This window comes from Nocardioides sp. (genome assembly GCF_030149505.1).
Taxonomy (GTDB): domain Bacteria; phylum Actinomycetota; class Actinomycetes; order Propionibacteriales; family Nocardioidaceae; genus Nocardioides.
This window is the reverse complement of sequence record NZ_JASBRN010000015.1, coordinates 1-22111: the sequence shown is the minus strand read 5'-3', so window position 1 is coordinate 22111 and position 22111 is coordinate 1. Positions and strand designations below refer to the sequence as shown.

General features: G+C 74.1%; 24 protein-coding genes and 2 tRNA genes. 18 read left to right on the top strand and 8 right to left on the bottom strand.

The features are described 5' to 3' along the window. A partial coding sequence (cimA, locus tag Q1V71_RS02920) for a citramalate synthase (protein WP_300640557.1) occupies positions 1-1341 on the top strand: 1341 nt, incomplete at its 5' end. Here the strand turns inward: cimA and Q1V71_RS02915 are convergent. Continuing rightward, complete coding sequence (locus tag Q1V71_RS02915) at positions 1310-2152, bottom strand: DUF72 domain-containing protein (protein WP_300640554.1); 843 nt, start codon at positions 2150-2152, stop codon at positions 1310-1312. The two genes, cimA and Q1V71_RS02915, sit on opposite strands and share 32 nt — an antisense overlap. Positions 2153-2282: 130 nt before the next feature. Between Q1V71_RS02915 and Q1V71_RS02910 the strand changes: the two genes are divergently transcribed. Beyond that, positions 2283-2528 carry a hypothetical protein gene (locus Q1V71_RS02910; protein ID WP_300640551.1) on the top strand — a complete coding sequence of 82 codons (246 nt, stop codon included), beginning with the start codon at positions 2283-2285 and terminating at the stop codon, positions 2526-2528. Positions 2529-2564: 36 nt separating this feature from the next. Here Q1V71_RS02910 and Q1V71_RS02905 read toward each other — a convergent pair whose 3' ends face one another. Both Q1V71_RS02905 and Q1V71_RS02900 read right to left on the bottom strand, forming a co-directional pair. After that, positions 2565-3221, bottom strand: coding sequence for a hypothetical protein (locus Q1V71_RS02905; protein WP_300640548.1), 657 nt, complete (start codon positions 3219-3221; stop codon positions 2565-2567). 9 nt (positions 3222-3230) lie between these two features. Next, positions 3231-3842 carry a TetR/AcrR family transcriptional regulator gene (locus tag Q1V71_RS02900; RefSeq protein WP_300640544.1) on the bottom strand — a complete coding sequence of 204 codons (612 nt, stop codon included), beginning with the start codon at positions 3840-3842 and terminating at the stop codon, positions 3231-3233. Positions 3843-3945: 103 nt separating this feature from the next. On the opposite strand from Q1V71_RS02900, the gene Q1V71_RS02895 reads away from it, so the two are divergent. From Q1V71_RS02895 to Q1V71_RS02875, 5 genes are all read left to right on the top strand, one after another. Next, positions 3946-4518, top strand: coding sequence for an NADPH-dependent FMN reductase (locus Q1V71_RS02895; RefSeq protein WP_300640542.1), 573 nt, complete (start codon positions 3946-3948; stop codon positions 4516-4518). Positions 4519-4645: 127 nt separating this feature from the next. Continuing rightward, a complete protein-coding gene (locus Q1V71_RS02890; RefSeq protein WP_300640539.1) occupies positions 4646-5068 on the top strand; it encodes a hypothetical protein in 423 nt (140 codons plus the stop codon). 80 nt (positions 5069-5148) lie between these two features. Continuing rightward, positions 5149-5529 (top strand): hypothetical protein, encoded by a 381-nt coding sequence (locus Q1V71_RS02885; RefSeq protein ID WP_300640536.1) that lies wholly within the window; start codon positions 5149-5151, stop codon positions 5527-5529. A 109-nt stretch (positions 5530-5638) separates the two neighbouring features. After that, positions 5639-7030: an amidase gene (locus Q1V71_RS02880; RefSeq protein ID WP_300640533.1), complete on the top strand. Its 1392-nt coding sequence runs from the start codon at positions 5639-5641 to the stop codon at positions 7028-7030. Beyond that, a complete protein-coding gene (locus tag Q1V71_RS02875; RefSeq protein ID WP_300640530.1) occupies positions 7000-7566 on the top strand; it encodes a GNAT family N-acetyltransferase in 567 nt (188 codons plus the stop codon). The genes Q1V71_RS02880 and Q1V71_RS02875 overlap by 31 nt, the downstream gene beginning before the upstream one ends. Positions 7567-7590: 24 nt before the next feature. Here Q1V71_RS02875 and Q1V71_RS02870 read toward each other — a convergent pair whose 3' ends face one another. From Q1V71_RS02870 to Q1V71_RS02860, 3 genes are read right to left on the bottom strand one after another with little or no spacing between them, the layout of a single operon-like run. After that, positions 7591-8202: a CbiQ family ECF transporter T component gene (locus Q1V71_RS02870; RefSeq protein ID WP_300640527.1), complete on the bottom strand. Its 612-nt coding sequence runs from the start codon at positions 8200-8202 to the stop codon at positions 7591-7593. Then, positions 8199-8903, bottom strand: a complete 705-nt coding sequence (locus Q1V71_RS02865; protein ID WP_300640524.1) for an energy-coupling factor ABC transporter ATP-binding protein — start codon at positions 8901-8903, stop codon at positions 8199-8201. The genes Q1V71_RS02870 and Q1V71_RS02865 overlap by 4 nt, the downstream gene beginning before the upstream one ends. 31 nt (positions 8904-8934) lie before the next feature. Further along, positions 8935-9561 (bottom strand): biotin transporter BioY, encoded by a 627-nt coding sequence (locus Q1V71_RS02860; protein ID WP_300640522.1) that lies wholly within the window; start codon positions 9559-9561, stop codon positions 8935-8937. 202 nt (positions 9562-9763) lie between these two features. On the opposite strand from Q1V71_RS02860, the gene Q1V71_RS02855 reads away from it, so the two are divergent. Together Q1V71_RS02855 and Q1V71_RS02850 are read left to right on the top strand one after the other, a co-directional pair. Beyond that, positions 9764-10336, top strand: a complete 573-nt coding sequence (locus Q1V71_RS02855) for a TetR/AcrR family transcriptional regulator C-terminal domain-containing protein (RefSeq protein WP_300640519.1) — start codon at positions 9764-9766, stop codon at positions 10334-10336. A gap of 299 nt (positions 10337-10635) precedes the next feature. Next, on the top strand, positions 10636-11814 hold the full coding sequence (locus tag Q1V71_RS02850) for an HNH endonuclease signature motif containing protein (RefSeq protein WP_300640516.1): 1179 nt from the start codon (positions 10636-10638) through the stop codon (positions 11812-11814). 174 nt (positions 11815-11988) lie between these two features. Here the strand turns inward: Q1V71_RS02850 and Q1V71_RS02845 are convergent, their stop codons facing one another. Next, entirely contained in the window at positions 11989-12252 is a 264-nt protein-coding gene (locus Q1V71_RS02845) for a hypothetical protein (protein WP_300640513.1), read from the bottom strand. A 276-nt stretch (positions 12253-12528) separates the two neighbouring features. Here Q1V71_RS02845 and Q1V71_RS02840 point away from each other — a divergent pair, with 276 nt between their 5' ends. Beyond that, positions 12529-13134: a hypothetical protein gene (locus Q1V71_RS02840; RefSeq protein WP_300640510.1), complete on the top strand. Its 606-nt coding sequence runs from the start codon at positions 12529-12531 to the stop codon at positions 13132-13134. Here Q1V71_RS02840 and Q1V71_RS02835 read toward each other — a convergent pair. Beyond that, positions 13113-14114, bottom strand: coding sequence for a 3-methyladenine DNA glycosylase (locus Q1V71_RS02835; RefSeq protein ID WP_300640507.1), 1002 nt, complete (start codon positions 14112-14114; stop codon positions 13113-13115). The two genes, Q1V71_RS02840 and Q1V71_RS02835, sit on opposite strands and share 22 nt — an antisense overlap. Before the next feature lie 77 nt (positions 14115-14191). On the opposite strand from Q1V71_RS02835, the gene Q1V71_RS02830 reads away from it, so the two are divergent. The 8 genes from Q1V71_RS02830 to Q1V71_RS02795 all read left to right on the top strand — a co-directional run bounded on the left by Q1V71_RS02830 (position 14192) and on the right by Q1V71_RS02795 (position 21944). Next, positions 14192-15355: an alanine racemase gene (locus tag Q1V71_RS02830; RefSeq protein WP_300640504.1), complete on the top strand. Its 1164-nt coding sequence runs from the start codon at positions 14192-14194 to the stop codon at positions 15353-15355. Then, positions 15352-16662, top strand: a complete 1311-nt coding sequence (locus Q1V71_RS02825) for a D-arabinono-1,4-lactone oxidase (protein ID WP_300640501.1) — start codon at positions 15352-15354, stop codon at positions 16660-16662. The genes Q1V71_RS02830 and Q1V71_RS02825 overlap by 4 nt, the downstream gene beginning before the upstream one ends. Positions 16663-16721: 59 nt before the next feature. Beyond that, positions 16722-17531, top strand: a complete 810-nt coding sequence (locus tag Q1V71_RS02820; RefSeq protein ID WP_300640498.1) for a fumarylacetoacetate hydrolase family protein — start codon at positions 16722-16724, stop codon at positions 17529-17531. A 34-nt stretch (positions 17532-17565) separates the two neighbouring features. Then, a complete protein-coding gene (gene gltX, locus Q1V71_RS02815; protein ID WP_300640559.1) occupies positions 17566-19020 on the top strand; it encodes a glutamate--tRNA ligase in 1455 nt (484 codons plus the stop codon). Between the two features lie 7 nt (positions 19021-19027). Further along, complete coding sequence (locus tag Q1V71_RS02810; RefSeq protein ID WP_300640495.1) at positions 19028-20113, top strand: CPBP family intramembrane glutamic endopeptidase; 1086 nt, start codon at positions 19028-19030, stop codon at positions 20111-20113. Between the two features lie 50 nt (positions 20114-20163). Next, a tRNA-Gln gene (locus tag Q1V71_RS02805) sits at positions 20164-20235 on the top strand. A gap of 130 nt (positions 20236-20365) precedes the next feature. After that, positions 20366-20438 (top strand) — tRNA-Glu (locus Q1V71_RS02800). 144 nt (positions 20439-20582) lie between these two features. Beyond that, positions 20583-21944 carry a right-handed parallel beta-helix repeat-containing protein gene (locus tag Q1V71_RS02795; protein WP_300640492.1) on the top strand — a complete coding sequence of 454 codons (1362 nt, stop codon included), beginning with the start codon at positions 20583-20585 and terminating at the stop codon, positions 21942-21944. Positions 21945-22111: the final 167 nt, after the last annotated feature.

Below are 22111 nucleotides of genomic sequence, written 5' to 3'. Positions count from 1 at the left end.
GCGGGCATGAAGGCAGCCGACGACCCGCTCGTCGCCGCCCTGCGCGACAGCGGCGCCGGGGTCGTCACCCTGGTGGCGAAGGCTCACGACCGCCACGTCGAGCTCGCGCTGCGCACCACGCTGGAGGAGAACCTCGCGATGGTGCGCGACACGGTGAGCCACCTGCGCGCGGAGGGGCAGCGGGTCTTCCTCGACGCCGAGCACTTCTTCGACGGCTACCGCGCCAACCGCGACTACGCGCTCGAGGTGCTGCGGGTGGCGGCAGAGGCAGGGGCCGAGGTCGCCGCCCTCTGCGACACCAACGGCGGGATGCTGCCCCCGTGGGTCGCCGACGTGGTCGGCGACGTGATCGCCAGCACCGGGGTCCGGGTCGGCATCCACTGCCACAACGACACCGGCTGCGCGGTCGCGAACACCCTCGCCGCGGTCGACGCCGGCGCCTCCCACGTGCAGGGGACCCTCAACGGCTACGGGGAGCGCACCGGCAACGCCGACCTCGTCTCCGTGGTCGCGAACCTCGAGCTCAAGCTGGACCGCCAGGTGCTGCCGCCCGGCCTGCTGAGCGACGCCACCCGCATCGCCCACGCCGTCGCCGAGGTCACCAACGTCCCGCCCGCCTCGCGCCAGCCGTACGTCGGCACCTCGGCCTTCGCGCACAAGGCCGGCCTGCACGCGAGCGCGATCAAGGTCGATCCGGACCTCTACCAGCACATGGACCCCGCCGGTGTCGGCAACGACATGAGGCTCCTCGTCTCCGACATGGCCGGCCGCGCCTCGATCGAGCTCAAGGGCCGCGAGCTCGGCTTCGACCTCTCCGGCGACAGGGACCTCGTCACCCGGATCACCGAGCGGGTCAAGGTGCTGGAGAGCCGCGGCTACACCTTCGAGGCGGCCGACGCCTCCTTCGAGCTGCTGCTGGTCGAGGAGGTCGAGGGGCACCGCCCGTCGTACGTCGACGTGGAGTCGTGGCGAGTCATCACCGAGACCCAGCCGGGGCCCGGCAAGGAGGCCCTGTCGGAGGCGACGGTGAAGCTCACTGCGGCGGGCGTGCGCTACGTCGTGACCGGCGAGGGCAACGGCCCGGTCAACGCGCTCGACCAGGCGCTGCGCCAGGCCATCGGCCAGGCCTACCCGGAGGTCGCCAAGCTCGAGCTGATCGACTACAAGGTGCGCATCCTCGACCAGGGCCACGGCACCGACGCGATCACCCGCGTGCTCATCGAGACCTCCGACGGGGTCTCGTCGTGGTGGACCGTGGGCGTGGGCCACAACGTCGTCGAGGCCTCGTGGGAGGCGCTGCTCGACGCGGTCACCTTCGGGCTGCGCCGACACCACCGCTGACCCGCGCGAGCAGCCGCACCGCGTCGTGCGGTGCGTGGCCCTGGGCGTCGTTGTCGAGGAAGACGTAGACGTCGCGCCCCTCGGCCGCCCACCCGGTGCACCGCGCGGCCCAGCGGTCGAGCGCATCGTCGCCGTAGCGCGAGGTGTAGAGCTCGGTGTGCCCGTGCAGCCGCACGTAGACCACGTCGCTGGTCGTGTCGGTGAACATCGGCCACCGGCCCGCGCCGTCGCTGACCACCAGCCCGACGTCCTGCTCGCGCAGCAGCTCGAGAGCGCGGGACTGGCCGAAGGAGGGGTGCCGAGGCTCGAGCACGTGCTGGAGGGGCCGGTCCTGCTCGACCTCGGTCAGCGCCCGGTCAGCGGGGAGCTTCTCGTCGTGCTGCTGCGCGAGTCGCGCGGCAGCGCGGGTGGTGCGGGGGAGCAGGGCGAGGAAGGCGCCGACCAGCTCGCCGTCGTACGCCATGTCGGCGGGCAGCTGCCACAGCAGCGGACCGGTGCGGTCGCCCAGCGCGAGCACGCCCGAGGCGAGGAAGTTGGCCAGTGCCTGCTGCGGGTCGCCCAGCCGCTTGAGGTGGGTGAGGTAGCGGCCGCCCTTCACGCAGATCCGGTGGCCCTCGGGCGTCGCGTCCCGCCAGGCGGCGTACGACGTCGGCCGCTGCAGCGAGTAGAACGACCCGTTCACCTCGACCGCGGTGGTGCGCTCGGCGAGGTAGGCCAGCTCGTCGCGCTGGCGCAGGCCCTGCGGGTAGAAGTCGCCGCGCCACCCGCGGTAGCTCCACCCCGAGCAGCCGACCCGGATCGTCCCTGCCACGGCGCCACGCTAGGCAGCGCGGCTCCCGCGGCGATCCACCCGCGCGGGCGGGCTGTGGCGCACCTCATGGGGAGGTCCGCGGCCGCCCGGGTACCTGCGGGGCTCCCCGACCACTACCCGGAGGCCCCCCATGACCGACGTCTTCACCATCCTGCGCCGCACCGCCCGCAAGCTCGCCGAGCCGCCCACCGGAGGCAGCGGCCGCGGCGGCACGCTCGGCACCCCCAGCCAGCTGCTCGACGAGTCCCCTCCCGGCGCCGACCAGGAGGCCAACTGGGTCGTCAGCGGCGGCGGGCTCGTGGGGCCCGACGACGACCGGTCGCCCGACGACGCGGCGCAGCGCTCGCCGTCCGCCTCGGCGCCGCACCGGTCCTGAGTCGCGCCCCCGCGTCGGCTCAGCGTGGATCCAGGCTCAGGGCACCTCGGGGCAGTCGGGCCAGACCGCGGTCGGCAGCCCCGTCTCCTGCTCCAGCCGTGCGGCCAGCTCGCGGCCCGGCGGCCAGAAGCGGTCCCAGACGCCTGCAGCCGCAGGGTCCTCGACCTCGTCGGCCCCGGCCCCCCACGCGGCGACGTCGGCACGGAGGGTGTGGCTGGCGGGGAGCCGCTCGAGCGGCACGGGACGGTTGGTGTCGCGGTCGGAGACCGGGTGCTGCGGCGAGGGCGTGAGGCAGAGGCGGGCCGGGAGCGGTGCGCGGGTCACGGCCTCCTCACCGAGCCAGTCGGCGAACTCCTCCACCGGGGACCGTCGCCCGGTGGCCTCCACCTCGACCTCGGCGTTCCAGCCGCTCCCCAGGACGGAGGGCACGGCCCGTCCGACCCGGTCGGCCAGGTGCTCGCTCCACCAGGTCCGCGAGACCACGACGAGCAGCCGTGCACGGTGCCGCGCGATCCCTGCGGGCCGTGACTCCCCGAGGGCCCAGCCGAGGTGGACCCAGGGCACCGTGAGGTCCACCGTCGGCAGCCGCAACCCCACGGCGTCGGCGCTCGCCAGCACCTGCCCGCCCACGCCGAGCTCGACCGGCCCGCCGGCCGCCAGGCGGTCGCTCCATTCCTCCTCGCGCCGTCCCATGCCGCGAGGCTAGCGGCCGGCTCGGACCTGCCCGGTGATGCGCCGGGCCAGGTCCTCCCAGCCGGCCAGCAGCCGCTCGACGTCGAAGCCGTCGCTGTGCAGCTGCTGATCGAGGATGGGGATCTCCAGGGGTGCCAGCAGCGCGGTGGCGAGGATCGGCAGGTCGCCGTCCACACCCAGGGCGGCGAGCAGGTGGCGGACGTGCATCGCGGCGAAGGAGTACGCCCCGGCCGCCCGGCTGCCGCTGGCGCCGGCCGCCCGGATCAGGTCGGCGTGCACGAGCGTGGACTCCAGCCGCGAGCGCCCGAAGGCGAGCAGCCGGTCCCAGGGGTCGGCGCCCGGGCCCAACGGGGGAGGGCCGGAGATGACCGAGGCCTGCCACGCGGTCTCGGAGAAGTCCAGGACCGCGGCCATCAGCCCCTCGCGGGAGTCGAAGCGCCGGAACACCGTGCCCTTGCCGACGCCGGCCGCCGCCGCCACGGCCTCCATCGTCACCGCGGCCACGCCCTGCTCCTCGACCAGCCGCCGCGCCGCGCACAGCAGCGCCTCGCGGTTGCGGGCGGCGTCCGCGCGCTCGGCCGTCGGCTGGTCGGCCAACGGCAGCAGGAGCGGATCGGGCATGTCCTCCACCCTAGTGAGGGGTGGAACGACGTACGCCGGGAATGAAAACGGACCGCGGTCCGTTTGGCTCCTCGATCGCACGACATCCACCCGAGGAGCCCCCATGAGCACCACCGCCCACCCCGCCGTCGCACCCGTCCGCGTCGCCGTGCTGCTCGGCAGCCTGCGCCAGGCCTCCGTCAACCGTCGCCTCGCCGAGCTGCTCCGCGAGCAGGCGCCGGCCGGCGTCGAGGTCGAGATCGTCGAGGGCCTCGGCGACCTGCCGTTCTACAACGAGGAGGTCGACACCGCCGACGCGCCCGCCGCCGTGCGCCGCGTCCGCGAGGCCGTCGCCGCCGCCGACCGTGTCCTCGCCGTCACGCCGGAGTACAACGGGACGATGCCCGCCGTCCTCAACAACGCCCTCGACTGGCTCTCGCGGCCCTACGGCCAGGGCGCCATCGTCGGCAAGCCCTTCGGTGTCGTGGGCACCACCCCGACGCCGTACGGCGGCAAGTGGGCGCACGCCGACGCCGCGCGCTCCGCGGGCATCGCCGGCGCGAAGGTCGTCGAGACCGTCGTGGTCTCCCAGCCCGGGGTGAACGTCGACGTCCTCGCCGACGACGAGGTGCGCACCCGTCTGCTGGACGCCCTGCGGCTGCTCGTGGACGCCGAGCCGGCCACCGCGGCCGCCTGACGGCTGGTCGCGGCGGGGCGGGCCTGCCCCCCCGTGGACCCGTCCACGGGGCGCCGCCCTCCGCCGTTGTCCACAGGACGACCGTCGGGACGGCCGAGAGGCGGGGGGCTCGCCCTAGCCTGAGGGCGTGACCAGCCCTCTCGGACCCCCGCCCCTGAACCGGCAGCCGTACCAGCAGCCCCCGGCGTACGCCGGTGCCCCGCACCAGCCGCACGCTCGGGGGCCGGTGCGGACCGGCGACCTGGTGGCCACCGTCCTGGTCCTGCTGCTCCTGGCGCTGGTCGGCCTGTTCGCGTCCCTCGTGGGCGTGGCCGGCGTCGTCGACGTCGACCAGAACTGCAGGCCCGAGGACTGCACGCGCTCGGTCGCGTTCCTCGGCACCGCGGTCGTCGTCGCCTCGCCCTGGTTGGCGCTGCTCCCGCTCGGTGCGTGGGCGGTGGTCCGGCTGGTGCGGAGGCGCAGCGCCTGGTGGGTCGCCCTCCTGGCGCTGCCCCTCGGGGTGCTGCTCTTCGTGGTGGGTGTCCTGGTGGTGGTCGTCGCCGGCGGCTGAGGTCCTGCGACCTCCTCCCGCGGACCGACCAGCGGCCGGGATCGCCCGCAGCGCGGCCCGTGCGCCGCTAGCGTCGTGCCATGAGCACGAGCAGCCTCGAGGGCGGCGGTCCCGGCGCGCAGGCTCCGACCAAGGACCGCACGGCCGACGTCGTCGTCACGATCATCGAGCTGCTCCTGCTCTTCGCCGGCGGTCTGCTGCTCTCCTTCGCCGGGTTGTTCCTGGTCTTCGCCTCCGACTCGTGCGGGTCCGGCACCACCGACTGCTCGACCGGGCTCATCGCGCTCGGGGTGGCCGTGGCGGCGGGTGGACCCTGGGTCCCGATCTTGGGCCTGGGGGGTTGGGCGGTGGTGCGGATGGTGCGCGGTCGCAGCGCCTGGTGGGTCCCCCTGGCGACCGTCCCGGTGGCCTGCCTGGTCTTCGCGCTGGGGGCGGCGCTGGCCTTCAACGGCGCCTCCTGACCCGGTCGATCCTCTCCGCGCGGACGTGATGGAGCGGATGTCATGCGGGTGGGAGGTCCGCCGACGCACGACGCATGACGTCCCCGGTCGATCGGACTAGGTTCGCTCCATGGCCGAGCTGCACGACCTGACCGCCGTCGAGCAGGGCGCGGCGATCGCCGCGGGCGAGGTGAGCAGCGCCGAGCTGGTCGAGCACTACCTGGAGCGGATCGCCACGCGCGACGACGTCGGCGCCTTCGTCACCGTCACCGCCGACCAGGCCCGTGAGCGCGCCAGGTCGACGAGGCCCGGGGCCGGGCCGCTCAGCGGGGTGCCCACCGCGGTCAAGGACCTGAACACCACGGCGGGGGTGCGCACGACCTTCGGGTCGGCGGCCTACGACGACTTCGTGCCCGAGGTCTCCGACGGCGTGGTGCTCGCGATGGAGGACGCCGGGCTGGTGAGCCTTGGGAAGACGGCGACCCCGGAGTTCGGGTCGCCCTGCTACACCGAGCCCGACGGCCGCCCGCCGAGCGTCACGCCGTGGGACCGCACCCGCACCGCCGGAGGCTCCTCGGGCGGCGCGGCAGCAGCCGTGGCGGCCGGGCTGGTGCCGCTCGCGCAGGGCTCCGACGGCGGTGGGTCGATCCGCATCCCCGCCTCGTGCTGCGGGCTGGTGGGGTTCAAGCCGTCGCGCGGCCGGGTCAGCGGGTCCCCGATGTACGGCGACCCCGTCGGTCTGGCGACCTCCGGCCCGATCACGCGGACCGTCCGCGACGCCGCCGCGATGCTCGACGTGCTGGCCGTGCGCCGCCCCGGCGACCCGTACTTCGCGCCGCCGGAGCCCGGCACCTTCCTCGCCGCGGCCGAGCGGGACCCCGGCCGGCTGCGCATCGCCCGCTTCGTCGAGCCGGTCATCACCGACACCCCCGTCGACCCCGAGGTGCGCCGCGCCTGGGAGGACGCCTCGCGGCTGCTGGAGTCGCTCGGCCACGAGGTGGAGGACGTCCCGGTCCCGCTGGGCCGCGACGCGGTGCCGTTCTTCGAGGTCTGCTGGGCCGTCCTCACCGCGCTCTCGCCCGCGCCCCCGGGCCGCGAGCACCTGCTGCGACCGCTGACCCGCTGGCTCGGCGAGCGTGGCCGCGCGATCAGCGCACCCGAGTTCGGCCTCGCGATCGGCGCGGTGCGGCGGCACGCCGCCGCTGCGCTGGAGCAGCTGGCGGCGTACGACGCGGTGCTGACGCCCACCCTCGCGGTGCCGCCGGTGCCGGTCGGGGCGCTGCGCGACGACGAGCACCCCGAGGGCGACTTCGAGGCGCAGAAGGCCTTCACGCCCTGGACCTCGGCGTGGAACGTCACGGGCATGCCGGCGGTCTCGCTGCCGCTGCACCAGACCCCGGACGGACTGCCGGTCGGGGTGATGCTCGCCGCCCGCCCGGCCGAGGACGCGCTGCTGCTGTCGCTCGCCGCGCAGGTCGAGGCGGCCGCCCCGTGGCAGGACCGGAGGCCGCCGGGGTGGTGACCGTGCTGACCGCGCACACCGCCCGGCTGCCGGCCGACGTCCTGGCCTCGGCCCGGGCGCTGATGGACGCGGCCTTCGACGACTTCGAGGACGAGGACTGGTCCCACGCGCTGGGCGGCGAGCACGCCTACGTGCTCGTCGACGGGCAGGTCGTCGCCCACGGCTCCCTGGTGCGCCGTCACTGCTACCTCGGCGCGGAGCTGCGACCCCTGCGGTTGGGCTACGTCGAGGCGGTCGCGGTCCACCCTGCCCACCAGCGCCGCGGCCTGGGCACCGCCGTCATGGCCGCGCTCGAGGGCCTGGCCCCGGCCCACGACCTGCTCGCGCTCGGCGCCTCCGACGAGGGCCGGGCGATGTACGACGCCCGCGGCTGGGTCCCGTGGCGCGGACCGTTGTCGGTGCTCGGTCCGCGCGGGGTCGAGCGCACCGCGGACGAGGAGGGCCACGTGCTCGTCCGGCCCGGCGGCGTCCCCCTCGACACGCTGGACCTCGACGCCCCGCTCGCGTGCGACTGGCGCGATGGAGACGTGTGGTGAGCGGGGCCTGGCCCGGGTCCGGGCTCAGTCGCTGAGGCCGCGTGCGGCCAGCGCGTCACCCTGCTCGTGCGCGCGGGCGACCACCCGGACGACGAACGGCGTGAGGTAGGCCCGGGGGTGCCGGCCCAGCCCGCGGGCGCGGGCCGCGTCGCGGGTCTCCAGGGCCAGCGCCACGGTGCCGGGCAGGGCGCCGATGGCGAGCGAGAAGGCCAGCGCGACCCGCTCGGGGTCGACGCCGACGCGGCGCAGCGGTCCGACGGCCCGCACGAGGGTGTCCAGCACGTCGTTGACCGGGGTGGTGGCCGAGACGGTGATCGCCGCCAGCGCGAGCGCGACCAGGTCCACGAGGGTCTCCGCGGCCTTGGCGGGCCCGTCGATCCACCACTGCAGCGCCGAGGCCAGCAGCGCCAGCACCAGGATCGCGCGGGTGGCGCGCACCAGCGTCCCGAGCCGCACGCCCGCGACCGCGGCCAGCAAGAGCGCGACCGCCAGGAACACCGGGGCGGCCGCCGCCGAGCGGGTCAGCACCACGGCGAGGCTGAAGAGCGCGAGCAGCGAGAGCTTGGGTCCGGTGGGGCACCGGTGCACCCACGAGTCGCCGGGCTGGTGGACCCCGACCAGGAACGGCGAGCTCACCTGTGGGCCCGGTCCACGGCATCGACGTACGCCGCCACCGACTCCGGCCCGGGACCGTCGGCGACGACCCGTCCGTGCTCGACGACCAGGACCCGGTCGCAGCGGGCGGCCAGGTCGAGGTCGTGGGTGAGCAGGACCAGCTGCTGGGGCAGCGAGAGCAGCAGGTCGCCGACGCGGCGGGAGTTCGCGAGGTCCAGCAGCGTGGTCGGCTCGTCGGCGACCACGACCTCCGGGTCGGTGGCGAGCACCCCAGCCAGCGCCAGCAGCTGGCGCTGACCGCCGGAGAGGTCGTGCACGCTCTGGTGCGCGTGCTCGGCGAGGCCGTGCCGCTCCAGCACCTCCAGGGCGCGCCGACGCCTGGCCGCCGGGTCGCGCTCGAAGCGGCGCAGCGACAGCTCGACGTCCTCCACGCAGGTCGGCATCACCAGCTGCGCGGCGGGGTCGGTGAAGCAGAACCCCACGCGGCGGCGTACCTCGGCGCCGTGCTCGGCCACGTCCAGGCCGTCGACCAGCACCCGGCCGGTGGTCGGGGTGACTAGGCCGTTGAGCAGCCGCGCCATCGTCGACTTCCCCGACCCGTTGGCGCCGATCACCCCGACGCGGCGCTCGGTGAGGCTCAGCGTCGTCGGCTCCAGCAGCACCCGCTCACCGTCGGCGGTCGCGACGGTGACGCCGGCGGCGTCGAGGGTGAGGGCGGGCACGGCTGGACGGTACGGCGGCGCGGCGGCCGGGTCAGCCCCGGGCGCTCAGGAGCCGGGGGAAGGCGCGGTGCACCTCGGCGGCGATCAGCGCCACCACGGTGGTCTTGAGCAGGTCGCCGACCCAGTAGATGACGTCGATCTTGAAGGCCTCAGCCAGCGACATGTCGAGGGTCAGCATGAGGCCGACGATGCCGGCCGGGTGGATCACCAGCACGCTGCCGGCCAGGGAGCAGACGAAGACGACCAGGGCACGGGTCTTGCCGCGCTCGCCCGCGACGTACTTCACCATCAGGCCGCCGACGAGCGCGGCGACCGGGAAGGACAGCAGGTAGCCGGCGCTGGGCTGGGTGAAGGTGCCCAGGCCCGAGCTGTGCTCGGCGAAGACCGGCAGGCCCGCGGCACCCAGCGCGAGGTAGAGCGCGACGGCGAGGAAGCCGCGGACCGGACCGAGCAGGCAGCCGGCGAGCATCACGCCGAGGGTCTGCAGGGTGATCGGCACACCCGCACCACCGACCGGGATGGCCCCGACGTAGGCCAGCGCGGAGATGAGCGCGGCGAAGGAGGCGACGAGAGCGAGGTCGGTCGTGCCGAGGCGGCGGCTCGGGCGGCCCGGCGTCTCGGCGGCGGTGTCGGTGGGGTTGGTGGCGGCAGCGCTCATCGGGGGCCTCTCACGGTGGTTCCAGGGGGTACGTCGGGGAGTGGGGCGACCGACCTGAACGGTGTTCAGGAGGACGATCGCACACTCTAGGGGTGTGCTCGTCCTGGGCTCGCGTCGTGTCCGCGATCCGGTGCACAGGGTCGCTGTCCGCGGGTCGGGGACCTGCGGGCCGCCGCTCCGGCGCACCGGTAGGGTCGCCGCCGTGAGCCGCACGCGGGAGGACCTCGTCCGGGTCGCCCTGCGCCTGCTGGACGCCCACGGGCTGGCCGACGTCACCATGCGCCGGCTCGCCGCGGAGCTCGGGCTGCAGGCCAGCGCGCTCTACCACCACGTGCCGTCCAAGCAGGTGCTGCTCGGCCAGGTGGCCGACGAGGTGCTCCGGCTCGGGGCCCGACCGCGACGTGCCACCGCCTGGGACGACCGGGTCGCCGAGATCGCCCACGAGCTGCGCGACGCGATGCTGGCCTACCGCGACGGTGCCGAGCTGGTCTCGACCGTCATCGCCTTCGGGCTCGGGGCCTCCCAGCCGCTGGAGGACCTCACCGCCGCGCTGGCCGGCGCCGGCCTGCCCGCCGACCTCGTGCCGACCGCCGCCCGCACGGTGCTGCACTTCGTGCTCGGCCACACCCTGGAGGAGCAGACCCACCTGCAGGCGGGCTCCGCCGGGGCCATCGAGGACGATCCCCGGCCCTCGGACTTCGCCGCCGGGCTGGGCATCGTGGTCGACGGGCTGCGGGTGGCCGCGACTCGGCCCGGTCTTCCGCTCACGCGCTGACCCGGGTAGCTCGGCCTCTCGCTGCCTGCCATGGGCCTGATGTCCCTGGCACCGAGGGGAGGCGATGGGTGCGGTCGCCGACTGGAGTGCTGGTGACGCGCCTGGTGCGCCATGGGCACTTCAGTCGCGTCGTCCTGGGCAAAGTGCCGCTCGTCGTGACCGGCATATGAGGCAAGATCACGGTCCGATAACGACCTTGGTCGGACCTGTGAAGAGGTCTATCCGAGCGCCAGGAATGTCGGTGGTGGCGGCTGTACTGAGGTATGGCAGTTCTCGGGCAGCAGCACCCTCTCGACCAGGTGGTCGAGGCTCTGTCTGCTGCTCTCGACGAGGGTCACGCTGCCTCGCTGATCGGGCTGGAGCAGGCCGCGACGGCCGATGCCCTGCGGGCGCTGGCGCAGATCCATGCGCGGTTGGATGCGTTGACCGCGACGGTGCTGCGGCACGCGGCCGAGGTGCGGGTCGAGGAGACCGGCGGCGCCACGACGACCGCGGCCTGGTGGTCGCAGGCGACCCACCGCACCCGGGCCGCTGCGCACCGCGACGTCACGCTCGCCGCAGCCCTGGGCAGGCACACCGCCCTCGCCGAGGCGCTCGCTGCGGGGCGGATCAACTGCGAGCAGGCCCAGGTGATTGCCCGGGCGCTGGCCGACCTGGAGGACGACGGGCCCGAGGACCTGGACCCGTCGGTGCTCGAGCAGGCCGAGAAGCACCTCATCGTCTGCGCGGACACCTTCGATGCCAAGCAGCTGAAGATCCTCGGACGCCATGTGCTGCACGTCGTGGCGCCGGAGGTCGGGGAGGCGCACGAGGCGAAGCTGCTGGAGGACGAGGAGCGCCGCGCCGCCGAGCGGACGCGGTTGACGATGAGCGGTGATGGGCACGGGATGGTCCACGGCCGGTTCTCCGTCCCCGAGCTCCACGGCGCCATGCTGGCCAAGGCCCTGCATGCGCTGACCTGGGCCAGGCAGGAGCCGGCGCAGGTCCGGCAGGTCCGCTCGACCCCGCAGAGCAACGGGCAGGCGTTCACCGAGTTGCTGGAGCGGATCAGCGAGAAGGACCTCCCGAGCGTGGGTGGGGTCGGCGCCACGGTCGTGGTGACGATGACCCTCGAGACACTGATGGGCGGACTGGGCAAGGCTTCACTCGACACCGGCGAGGTCATCTCCGCTGGCACAGCGCGACGGCTGGCCTGCGAGGCCGGGATCATCCCGATGGTCCTCGGCGGCCAGTCTCAGGTCCTCGACGTCGGCAGGCGTCGCCGCTTCCACACCAGGGCCCAGCGCCTCGCCATCGCCCAGCGCGACAAGCACTGCACCGCACCCGGGTGCGACGCCTCGCCCGGTCGCTGCCAGGTCCACCACGTCATCCCGTGGTCCCAGGGCGGACCCACCAGCGTGGAGGACGGGCGGCTCTACTGCTCCGCCCACCACGCCATGGCCCACGACCCGAAGCGCTCGGGCCGGCTCCGGACGTAGACCTGGGCGACCGAAGTGTCGGACACAGGCTGTTCAAGGACGTACGGGTCTCGAGACGGCGCTGGCGCACCTCCTCAACCGGCGAGGCCGCTGGCGCGGCTAGTCGTCCGGCGGTGTGTGTGCGTGTGTGTGGCGCTGGCGCGCTTCTTCACGCAGCGGTGCTGCCCCAGCGACTCAGGCCGCGGCGAGCACCGAGCCGCGCTGCACCAGCGAGCGCGCCGTGCCGAAGTCGACGCCGGCGCCGACGAGCAGCCGGTAGACCGCCATCTCCCGGGTGTCCTCGTGGTGCTGGGGCACCCCGCCGCCGTCGCGCCACCAGGTCCAGACCTCGGTGATCGCCTCGGGGTCGCGCACGACGTGGCCGAGCAGGTTGTCGTCCAGGCGCACCGCGAACTCGTCACGGTGGGCCACCGGGTCGATTCGCAGTGTGTGGTCCATGCCACAGGGATCGGCTGGCGTTGGCCGCACCTGAGCCGAAGACGACGTCTCGCGCGCACCGCCGTGGCGACCCAGCCGTCGGCGGGCAGACGGAGACCTCGCGCGGGAGTCCACAACGGCGTACGGTCGAGGTTCCAGCGATCTCGGGCACCGGCGTCGGGCGTCGGCTCAGTGTTGTGGCCACAGCCGTCCGCTGCGGTTCCTGCTCGGGACGTGCGGGCCACGTGTGCCCGGGATGACGACGAGCGCCCGGGCCATCCGACGGAGGGAGCTCCCATGGGCAAGGGTTCGAACCTGTACTTCCAGCAGCAGCAGGCGCGGCAGATGCGCGAGATGGAGAAGCACCTGGCCGCGCAGTCCGGCCAGCCGCTGCGCAGGCTGACCTGGACCGAGCGCAACGTGCTGGGTCTCAAGGAGGAGCCGGAGACGCACGGGAGGGCCTTCCCGCGGCTGACGCCCCCGCAGCCGACGCCCCCGCAGCCGTCCCGGCGTGACCCGCATCCTCCCGCGGACGAGGTCGAGGTGAGCGGGGAACCTGCGGGCGGGACCGCACCCCAGGCACCGCCGGCGGTGCAGCCGCTCGAGGGCTCGCCAGGCATGGGGGTGCGCGGGCACCTCATCGACGTCACCTGGGATGGGCGTCACCTGACGGTCTCGGCCGACAACGCGGCGGCGCGGATCGCGCTGAGGGGCCCCGAGCACGCGTCCGGTCCCCTGGTGCTCCCCGCCGAGCAGATCGCCTCCACCGAGCTGAAGCCGCCGGGCACCCTCACGAACGGGCACCTGACGATCCGCACGACCGACGGTCGGTCCTACCTGCTGCACTTCCGACGCAAGCAGTCCTCCGCCTTCGCCCGGCTCTACAAGTCGTTGCCCGGCTGACCGACCACGTCCTCCGTGACGCGGTCCTGCGCGGGGCGCGGCGACGAGACCGGCTCGCCCAGCAGCCGCTCGCACCACTCGACCAGCCGGTCCCGCAACGGGGCACCACGCTCGGCAAAGGCAGCCTGCGCAGCGGCGTACTCCCGCTTGCCCTCGGTGGTCTCGATCCGCACCGGTTCCAGCCCCAGGTCGGCCAGGTCGTACGGCGCCGCGCGCATGTCGAGGACCCGGATGTCCCACGCCAGGTCGAAGCAGTCGGCGACCAGCTCCGAGGGCACCAGCGGGCTGAGCCGGAAGGCGTGCTTGTAGAGGTCCATCCCCGCGTGCAGGCAGCCCGGCTGCTCGAACGCCTCGCGGTCGCGCGACCCGGGGGAGAGGGTGTTGAGCGGACGCGCCGAGGGCGTGAAGAACCGGAAGGCGTCGAAGTGGGTGCAGCTGATCCGGTGGCTCTCCACCACCGCGTCGGTGCCGTCCTGACCCAGGCGGAGCGGCCACGGATGCCGGGTCCCACCCGCCTCGGGGGCGCGGTGCACCATCGCCCACTCGTGCAACCCGAAGCAGCCCAGCTGGGCAGGCCGCGAGGCGGTCGCGACCAGCAGCCGCCGGATCGAGTCGACGAGCGGGCGCTGCGCGGCGACGTACGCCGGGTCCACCGCGACCACACCCGTCCCCCCGCTGGTCGAGCAGCCAGCGCCAGCCGTCCCCCCGCTGGTCGAGCAGCCAGCGCCAGCGAGCGTCGTCGAGACCGCGTAGCCCTTCCACCCCGCGTGCTCGGGCGCGTCCTCGAGCGCCACGCCGAAGCCCGGGTGCCAGCGCCGCAGCTGCGCCGGTCGTTGGGAGTAGTAGGTGAAGAGGAAGTCGTGCACGGGGTGCGGCACCCGCGCCCCGCGCCGCTCGAGGTGGGGGGCTATCCACCGCTCGACCCGCTCGGCGTGGGCGAGCGCGCGCGGCTCCCACTCCTCCCGGGCCAGCACCTGCATGGGCACCACGGTAGGCGGGAGGGCAGCGCACGCGAGAACCGGCGACGGGCCCTCCGCGCCTGGTGTTGGATGGCCGCGTGCCCGACCGTCGCGACCAGCTCCTGGAGGCCACCGCCCACCTCGAGGCACCGCTGGCCGTGCTCGACGACGTGGCGCTGGACGCCAACGCCGCCGACCTCGTGGCCCGCGCCGCCGGGGTGCCGATCCGGGTCGCCTCGAAGTCGCTGCGGGTGCGCGCCGTGCTTGAGGACGTGCTGGCCCGCCCGGGCTTCCGTGGGGTGATGTCCTTCTCGCTGGCGGAGTCGGTCTGGTTGGCCGACCAGGGCCACGACGACGTGCTGTTGGCCTACCCCAGCACCTCCGCGCAGGGCTTCGCCGACCTGGTCGCCGCCGAGCACCGTCGCGCCGCGATCACCGTCATGGTCGACTGCGTCGAGCACCTCGACCTCGTCGACGGGGTGCTCGGCGCCGACCACCCGAGCATCCGGGTCTGCCTCGACGTCGACGCCTCGCTGCGACTGGGACCGCTGCACCTCGGTGCCCGCCGCTCGCCGGTGCACACCGCCGAGGAGGCCGAGGCGCTGGCCCGCGCGGTCGCCGCGCGCCCCGGGTTCGACCTGGTCGGGGTGATGTTCTACGACGCCCAGATCGCCGGCGTCCCCGACTCCTCGCCCGCGGTCCGGCTGATGAAGCGCGGCTCCGCCGCCGAGCTCGTACGCCGCAGGGCGGCCGTCGTGGAGGCGGTCTCGCGCCACGCCGGGCTGCAGGTGGTCAACGCGGGCGGTACGGGCAGCCTCCACGTCACCGGGCAGGACCCGGTCGTCACCGAGCTCGCGGCCGGGTCGGGCCTGTTCGCACCGACCCTGTTCGACGGCTACGCCGCCTTCGACCCGCGCCCGGCGGCGTACCTCGCCCTGCCGGTGGCGCGGCGCGCGGCCGACGACGTGGTGACCCTGTTCTCCGGCGGCTTCATCGCCTCCGGGCCGACCGGTGCCTCCCGCGCGCCGACGCCGGTGTGGCCCGAGGGGCTCTCGCTGACCCGCAACGAGGGCGCCGGCGAGGTGCAGACCCCCGTCCAGGGGGAGGCCGCACGGCGCCTGCGGATCGGTGACCGGGTGCTGCTGCGCCCGGCGAAGGCGGGGGAGCCGATGGAGCGCGTGGACCGGATGGCCAGGGTGGCCGCCGACGGCACGGTCACGGTGGTGCCGACCTACCGCGGGGAGGGGTGCTGCTTCGGATGAGCACGACGCGAGCCCAGGAGTGGCGTAACTGGAGCGGCGGCGTCCGCTGCACCCCGACCCGGATCGAGAGCCCGGCCTCGACCGCCGAGGTCGTCGACGTGGTCACGGCCGCGGCCCGCGACGGCCTGGCCGTCCGCCCGGTCGGCGCCGGTCACTCCTTCACGCCCCTGGCCGCCACCGACGGCGTGATGGTGCGGCTGGACCGGATGACCCGCGTCCTGCACCACGACCCCACGACCGGCCGGGTGCGCGTCGAGGCCGGCATCTCCCTGCACGTGCTCAACCGCGAGCTCGCCGCGCTCGGCCTGGCGCTGCCCAACCTCGGCGACGTCGACCCGCAGGCGGTGGCCGGGGCGATCGGCACGGGCACGCACGGCACCGGGGCGCGGTTGCCCGGCATCGCCGCCGCCGTCGTCGGCGTCCAGCTCGTGACCGCCGCCGGCGAGGTGCTGGAGGTCGGCGAGGACCACCCGTGGCTGGGAGCGGCGCAGCTCTCGCTCGGTGCGCTCGGCGTCCTCACCGAGGTCACGCTGCAGTGCGTGCCGGCCTTCCTGCTCCACGCCCGCGAGGAGCCGATGGCCCTGCCGGAGGTGCTCGAGCGGCTGCCCGAGCTCGTCGAGGACAACGACCACGTCGAGTTCTACTGGTTCCCCCACACCGAGAAGGCGCTGCTCAAGCGCAACAACCGGGTCCCCGACGGCACCCCCGCCGCGCCGCTCGGCCGGTTGCGGCACCTGGTCGAGGACGAGGTCCTCAGCAACGGCGCGTTCGAGGCGCTCAACCGGCTCGCGCACGCGGCCCCCGCCCTGGTCCCGCGGATCAACGCGCTGTCCGGGTCGGTGCTCTCGGCCCGGGAGTACACCGCGCCCTCCCACGACGTCTTCGTCTCCCCGCGCCGGGTGCGCTTCCAGGAGTCGGAGTTCGCGATGCCGCGCGAGGCGCTGCCCGACGTCATCGCGGGCCTGCAACGGCTCTTCGCCTCCGGCGAGCACCGGGTCTCGTTCCCGATCGAGGTGCGCTTCGCCGCCGCCGACGACGTCTGGCTCTCCACCGCGCACGGCCGCGACAGCTGCTACGTCGCCGTCCACGCCTACCACCGCCAGGACCCCACGGCGTACTTCGCGGCCGCACAGGACCTCTTCACCGCCCACCAGGGTCGGCCGCACTGGGGCAAGCGGCACACGCTGACGTCGGCGTACTTCGCCGAGCAGTGCCCGCGCTTCACCGACTGGCTGGCCGTGCGCGACGAGCTCGACCCCGATCGCCGCTTCGCCAACGACCACCTGCGCCAGGTCCTGGGCGACTGAGCCCTGGATCGGGGCTGAGGGTTCGGGGCCTGCCGCGACCGGTGGATAGGGTCGGTCGTGTGCGCATCGCGAGATTCACCACGGGCGAGGACCCCCAGTACGGCGTCGTGACCGGCGACCTCGACGAGCACGGCCAGCTCGGCGAGGACGCCGTGGTCGTCGCGCTGGCCGGGGACCCGATGTACGTCGGGCTCAAGCTCCTCGAGCAGCAGCACCGGTTGGAGGACGTCCGGCTGCTGGCGCCGGTGCTGCCGCGCAGCAAGGTGGTCGGGATCGGTCGCAACTACGCCGACCACGCCAAGGAGCTCGGCAACGACGTGCCCGCCGAGCCGCTGTTCTTCCTCAAGCCCAACACCTCCGTCGTCGGCCCGGGCGACCCGGTCTTCTACCCGCCGCAGACCAGCGACCTGCACTACGAGGGCGAGCTGGCCGTGGTCATCGGGCGGATCTGCCGCGACGTCCCGGCCGAGAAGGCCACCGACGTCATCCACGGCTACACCATCGGCAACGACGTCACCGCCCGCGACCTCCAGCGCAGCGACGACCAGTGGACCCGGGCGAAGGGCTTCGACTCCTTCTGCCCGCTCGGCCCCTGGATCGAGACCGACCTGGACCCGCAGGCCTTCGCCGACGGCGTCCGCCTGCGCACCTTCCTCAACGGCGACGTCGTCCAGGACGGCTCGACCGCCGACATGGTCTTCGACATCCCCAGCCTCATCGCCCACGTCAGCAGCGTCATGACCCTGCTGCCCGGCGACGTGATCCTCACCGGCACCCCCGCGGGCGTGGGCCCCATGCAGGTCGGCGACGAGGTCGAGGTCGCCATCGACGGTCTCGGCGCGCTGACCAACACCATCAAGGAGCGATGAAGTGAGCACCCCCAGCACGCCCGTCCGCGTGCGGATGGCCCCGAGCCCGACCGGCTCGCCGCACGTCGGCCTGGTCCGCACGGCGCTGTTCAACTACGCCTTCGCCAAGCACGCCCAGCTCAGCGGCCAGGGCGGCACCTTCGTCCTGCGGGTGGAGGACACCGACAAGGAGCGCTCCACCGAGGAGTCCTACACCTCGATCCTCGAGCTCTTCCGCTGGCTGGGCCTGGACTGGGACGAGGGCGTCGAGGTCGGCGGGCCGTACGGCCCCTACCGCCAGTCCGAGCGCAGCGACCTCTACCGCGACGTGCTCGAGCGGCTGCGCGCCTCGTCCTACACCTACGACTGCTACTGCCGCAACGACGAGGTCGAGGCGCGCCGCAAGGCCTCCGGCTCCAAGGTCATGGGGTACGACGGCTTCTGCCGCGACCTGACCTCCGAGCAGGTCGAGGCGTTCCGGGCCGAGGGGCGCGAGCCGCTGGTCCGGTTCCGGATGCCGGAGGGCTCGATCTCCTGGGACGACCTGGTCCGCGGCGAGGTCACCTTCGAGACCGAGTTCGTCCCGGACTTCGCACTGTGCCGCGCCAACGGCGACCCGCTCTACACCCTCACCGCGCCGGTCGACGACGCCACCATGAGGATCACCCACGTGCTGCGCGGGGAGGACCTGCTCTCCTCCACGCCACGCCAGATCGCGCTGTTCGACGCGATGAAGGAGATCGGCGTCGCCGAGGTCACCCCGCTCTACGGCCACCTGCCCTACGTCATGGGCGAGGGCAACAAGAAGCTGTCCAAGCGCGACCCGCAGGCGCACGCGCTGGCCTACCGCGACCAGGGCTTCCTGCCCGAGGGCCTGCTCAACTACGTCGCGCTGCTGGGCTGGTCGATCGCCGCCGACCGTGACGTCTTCGACCTCGAGGAGATGGTCGAGGCCTTCGACATCAAGGACGTCAACGCCAACCCGGCGCGCTTCGACCTGAAGAAGGCCGAGGCGATCAACACCGCCCACATGCGCCGGCTCCCGGTCGAGGAGATCCAGCACCGGGCGCTGCCGTTCCTCAAGGCCGCCGGCGTGGTCGGCGACCCGGTGCGCGACGCCGACGCCCAGCTGCTCGAGCTCGCGATGCCGCTGGTGGCCGAGCGGGTCAACAAGCTCGCCGAGGTCCCGCAGATGCTGGGCTTCCTCTTCGTGCCCGAGGAGGAGTTCACCCGCGACCAGGCCGACGTCGAGAAGCTGCTCGACGAGGAGGGTCGTCGTGTGGTGCAGGCGGCGCACGATGCCGTCGCCGCGCTCGGCACCTGGTCGACCGCCGCCATCCAGGAGGCCCTGCAGACCACGCTGGTCGAGGAGCTGGGCCTCAAGCCCCGCGTCGCGTTCGGTCCGGTACGGGTCGCGATCACCGGGCGCCGGGTGAGCCCGCCGCTGTTCGAGTCGATGGAGCTGCTGGGCCGCGAGCGCTCGCTGGCGCGGCTGGCCTCCGCCCTCTGAGGTCGTCGTGAGCACCCCTCGGCACGAGCAGGCACCGGTCGGTCCGGCCGGGCCCACCGGTCCCGGTACGCCGCCCGGCCTGCCGTTCCACCTGCTGCTCACCGCCGGCCGCCCCTCGCGGTGGTGGGCGCTGCTGGGCGTCGTGATGGTCGGCGTCATCTTCCTCGTCGCCCAGACCGTCGCCGCCGTGGTGCTCGCCGCGGGGCTGGTGCTCGGCGGTCTGTCCATGGACGACGCCCTGGACCGGCTCTCCGGCCAGTCGGAGATCACCCCCTCCTTCCTGGCGCTGGTCAACGTCGGCTGGGCCTCGGCCATCCCCGCGGTGCTGCTGACGGTCTGGCTGGTCCACGGCCTGCACCCCGGCTGGGCCTCCTCGGTGGTGCGCCGGCTGCGGTGGGGCTGGCTGCTCACCTGCCTGGGACTGTCGGTCGTCGCGCTCGTGGCGACGCTGGTCGTGTCCGCGCTCGTGCCCGCGGAGGCCGGCGCCGAGCTCGGCGGCGGCCTCAACGAGTGGACAAGCACCACCCGCGACTTCCTGCTGGTCGTGCTCGTGCTGACCCCCCTGCAGGCGGCGGGGGAGGAGTACGCCTTCCGCGGCTACCTCGCCCAGGCGGTGGGCACCGTCCTCGCCTCACGCATCGTGGTCGTGGTCGTGCCGGCGGTGCTCTTCGCCCTGGCCCACGGGGCCCAGGACCCGCCGGTCTTCGTCGACCGCCTCGCCTTCGGCCTGGTGGCGGGCTTCCTGGTCGTGGCGACCGGGGGGCTCGAGGCCGCCATCGCCATGCACGTCCTCAACAACCTGCTCGCCTTCGGCCTGACGCTGGCCTTCGGCGACATGGCCTCGGCGCTGGACCCCTCCGGCGGCAGCTGGTGGAGCCTGCCGGTCACGCTCACCCAGAGCCTGGTCTACCTCGGCGTGGTGCTGTGGGTCGCTCGACGCCGAGGGATCGCCGTCCTCGGGCACCCGCTCCCGCTCGGCCCGCACCGGCCGCCGCAGGGACCGCCTCCCGGCCCGGGCCAGGGCTGGCAGGGTCCGCCGGGACCGCCGTACGGCCCCCCTCCCGAATTGGTCGGCCCGGACCCCCGCGTGTAAGGTTCCTGCTCGGTCCTCGGGCCGCGGAAGCGGCTGCGGAGGTACCCCCTTGGGGTATGGTGTAATTGGCAACACGGCTGATTCTGGTTCAGTTGTTCTAGGTTCGAGTCCTAGTACCCCAGCAAGTGACCACCGGGTCGACCACCTCGCGAGAGAGGGTCCGATTTGGCCGGGACGAAGCCCTGAGGCTAGAGTTCCGGAGGTCGCTCGGAGCGGTGGAGACGCCGTTCCGGCCAACAAGTGAAGACTCATGCCCCGTTCGTCTAGCGGCCCAGGACGCTGGCCTCTCACGCCGGAAGCACGGGTTCGAATCCCGTACGGGGTACTCACTGAACAGCAGAGCCCGGTCCACCAGGACCGGGCTCTGCTGTGTCTTCCCGGGATCGCACCGTGCTCGACGGAGCACGGCCGACACGCCGACCGCCAGCCCTCCACCCGACCGGATGAGGAGCGGCTACGAACCACGCGCATGACCTCCCTGCGACGTACCTCCCTGGCCGCCCTGGCCACCGTGCTGGTCGGCCCCGGCCTCCTCTCGCTGGCGGCCGTCTCCCCGGCCACCGCGGCCACCACGACCGTGGACACCGAGGCCGAGCTGCGCTCCGCCGTGGCCCGCGCCAACCGCGCCGACGGCCAGGACGTGATCCGCCTGGGCGACAGCATCGACCTGCGTCGTCAGCTGGTCGTCAGCGACGACCTCGTGCTCGACGGCAACGGCCACACCCTGCGCGCCACCTCGCGCGACCGGATCCTCGACGTGCGTCCCGGCACCACGCTGCGGGTCGAGGACGTCACGCTCCGCGGCGGCCGCGCACCCGAGGGGGAGTCCGGTGGCGCCATCCGCGGCACCGAGGCGACCGTGCGGGTCGTGGACGCGCGCCTGGTCGGCAACCGGGCCGAGGGCGAGGGCGCCAGCGGCGGCGCGATCATGAACGACCGCGGCACGCTGGTCGTCGTCGGCTCGCGGATCCGGGGGAACCGCGCCGAGCGCGCCGGTGGCGGGATCGAGGCCAACGAGGGCACCACCCGCGTGGACGACACCCTGCTCAAGGGCAACCGCACCGGCGCCGCGCCCGGCAACGGTGGCGGCCTGCACCTCACCGGCGCCGGCACCGTCCGCGTCGAGGACAGCCGGGTCATCGGCAACCGCGCGTCGGCCGAGGGTGGCGGGCTCTGGAACTCCGCCACGGGCGAGATGACCGTGACCGACACCGTGCTGAACCGCAACGTCGGTTCGGGCGCGGAGGCCACCAACGGCGGCGGCGCGCTGTTCAACGACGGTGGCCGGATGACCGTGCGCGGTGTGAGCGCCACCGGCAACAAGGCCCCCGGCGCCGCCGGTTCCGGCGGTGGCCTGCTCAACGACCAGGGCACCGTGACCGTCCGTGACTCGGTGTTCACCGAGAACACCGCCACCCGCGCGGGTGGCGCCATCGAGACCAACCTCGGCACCCTGACCCTCGTCGACGTCGACATGCTGCGCAACCGCACCGGCGACGCCCCCGGCAACGGCGGTGGTCTGCACCTCACGGCCGAGGCCCAGGTGACGTACGACGGCGGCACGGTGCGCGGCAACGACGCCGCCGCCCAGGGCGGCGGTCTGTGGAACTCGGCCACCGGCACCCTCACCGTCACCGACGTCACGATCCGGGGCAACACCGCCCCCGAGGGTGCCAACGTCTACAACGACGGCGGCACCTTCACGCGCGACGGCGAGGCGGTGCCCTCGGACAACCCCGACGGTGGCGACGACGGCGGGCTGATCCCCGGTCTCCCCGGCATCCCGGGCCTCCCCGAGATCCCGGGCCTGCCGGACCTCCCGCTCCCCTGAGCGCGCCCCGCAGCTGAGCGGGCCCACCCCCGACTCCCCGGGGTGGCCGGTGCGTCCGGCCCGGCCACTCCGGGGCCCCACCTCCTCATCGCCGAGCCGGCGCATCCAGGCGGGAGGGTGCGGCGGGGAGGGGGGGGGGGGGGCGGCGCAGAGGGCGGTGGGCCGCG

Coding starts and splice junctions, on each gene's coding strand:
- Q1V71_RS02910 (WP_300640551.1), top strand. CDS start 2,283: ATGACCGACGTCTTCACCATCCTGCGCCGCACCGCCCGCAAGCTCGCC.
- Q1V71_RS02905 (WP_300640548.1), bottom strand. CDS start 3,221: ATGGGACGGCGCGAGGAGGAATGGAGCGACCGCCTGGCGGCCGGCGGG.
- Q1V71_RS02900 (WP_300640544.1), bottom strand. CDS start 3,842: ATGCCCGATCCGCTCCTGCTGCCGTTGGCCGACCAGCCGACGGCCGAG.
- Q1V71_RS02895 (WP_300640542.1), top strand. CDS start 3,946: ATGAGCACCACCGCCCACCCCGCCGTCGCACCCGTCCGCGTCGCCGTG.
- Q1V71_RS02885 (WP_300640536.1), top strand. CDS start 5,149: ATGAGCACGAGCAGCCTCGAGGGCGGCGGTCCCGGCGCGCAGGCTCCG.
- Q1V71_RS02880 (WP_300640533.1), top strand. CDS start 5,639: ATGGCCGAGCTGCACGACCTGACCGCCGTCGAGCAGGGCGCGGCGATC.
- Q1V71_RS02860 (WP_300640522.1), bottom strand. CDS start 9,561: ATGAGCGCTGCCGCCACCAACCCCACCGACACCGCCGCCGAGACGCCG.
- Q1V71_RS02845 (WP_300640513.1), bottom strand. CDS start 12,252: ATGGACCACACACTGCGAATCGACCCGGTGGCCCACCGTGACGAGTTC.
- Q1V71_RS02840 (WP_300640510.1), top strand. CDS start 12,529: ATGGGCAAGGGTTCGAACCTGTACTTCCAGCAGCAGCAGGCGCGGCAG.
- Q1V71_RS02835 (WP_300640507.1), bottom strand. CDS start 14,114: ATGCAGGTGCTGGCCCGGGAGGAGTGGGAGCCGCGCGCGCTCGCCCAC.
- Q1V71_RS02825 (WP_300640501.1), top strand. CDS start 15,352: ATGAGCACGACGCGAGCCCAGGAGTGGCGTAACTGGAGCGGCGGCGTC.
- gltX (WP_300640559.1), top strand. CDS start 17,566: ATGGCCCCGAGCCCGACCGGCTCGCCGCACGTCGGCCTGGTCCGCACG.
- Q1V71_RS02795 (WP_300640492.1), top strand. CDS start 20,583: ATGACCTCCCTGCGACGTACCTCCCTGGCCGCCCTGGCCACCGTGCTG.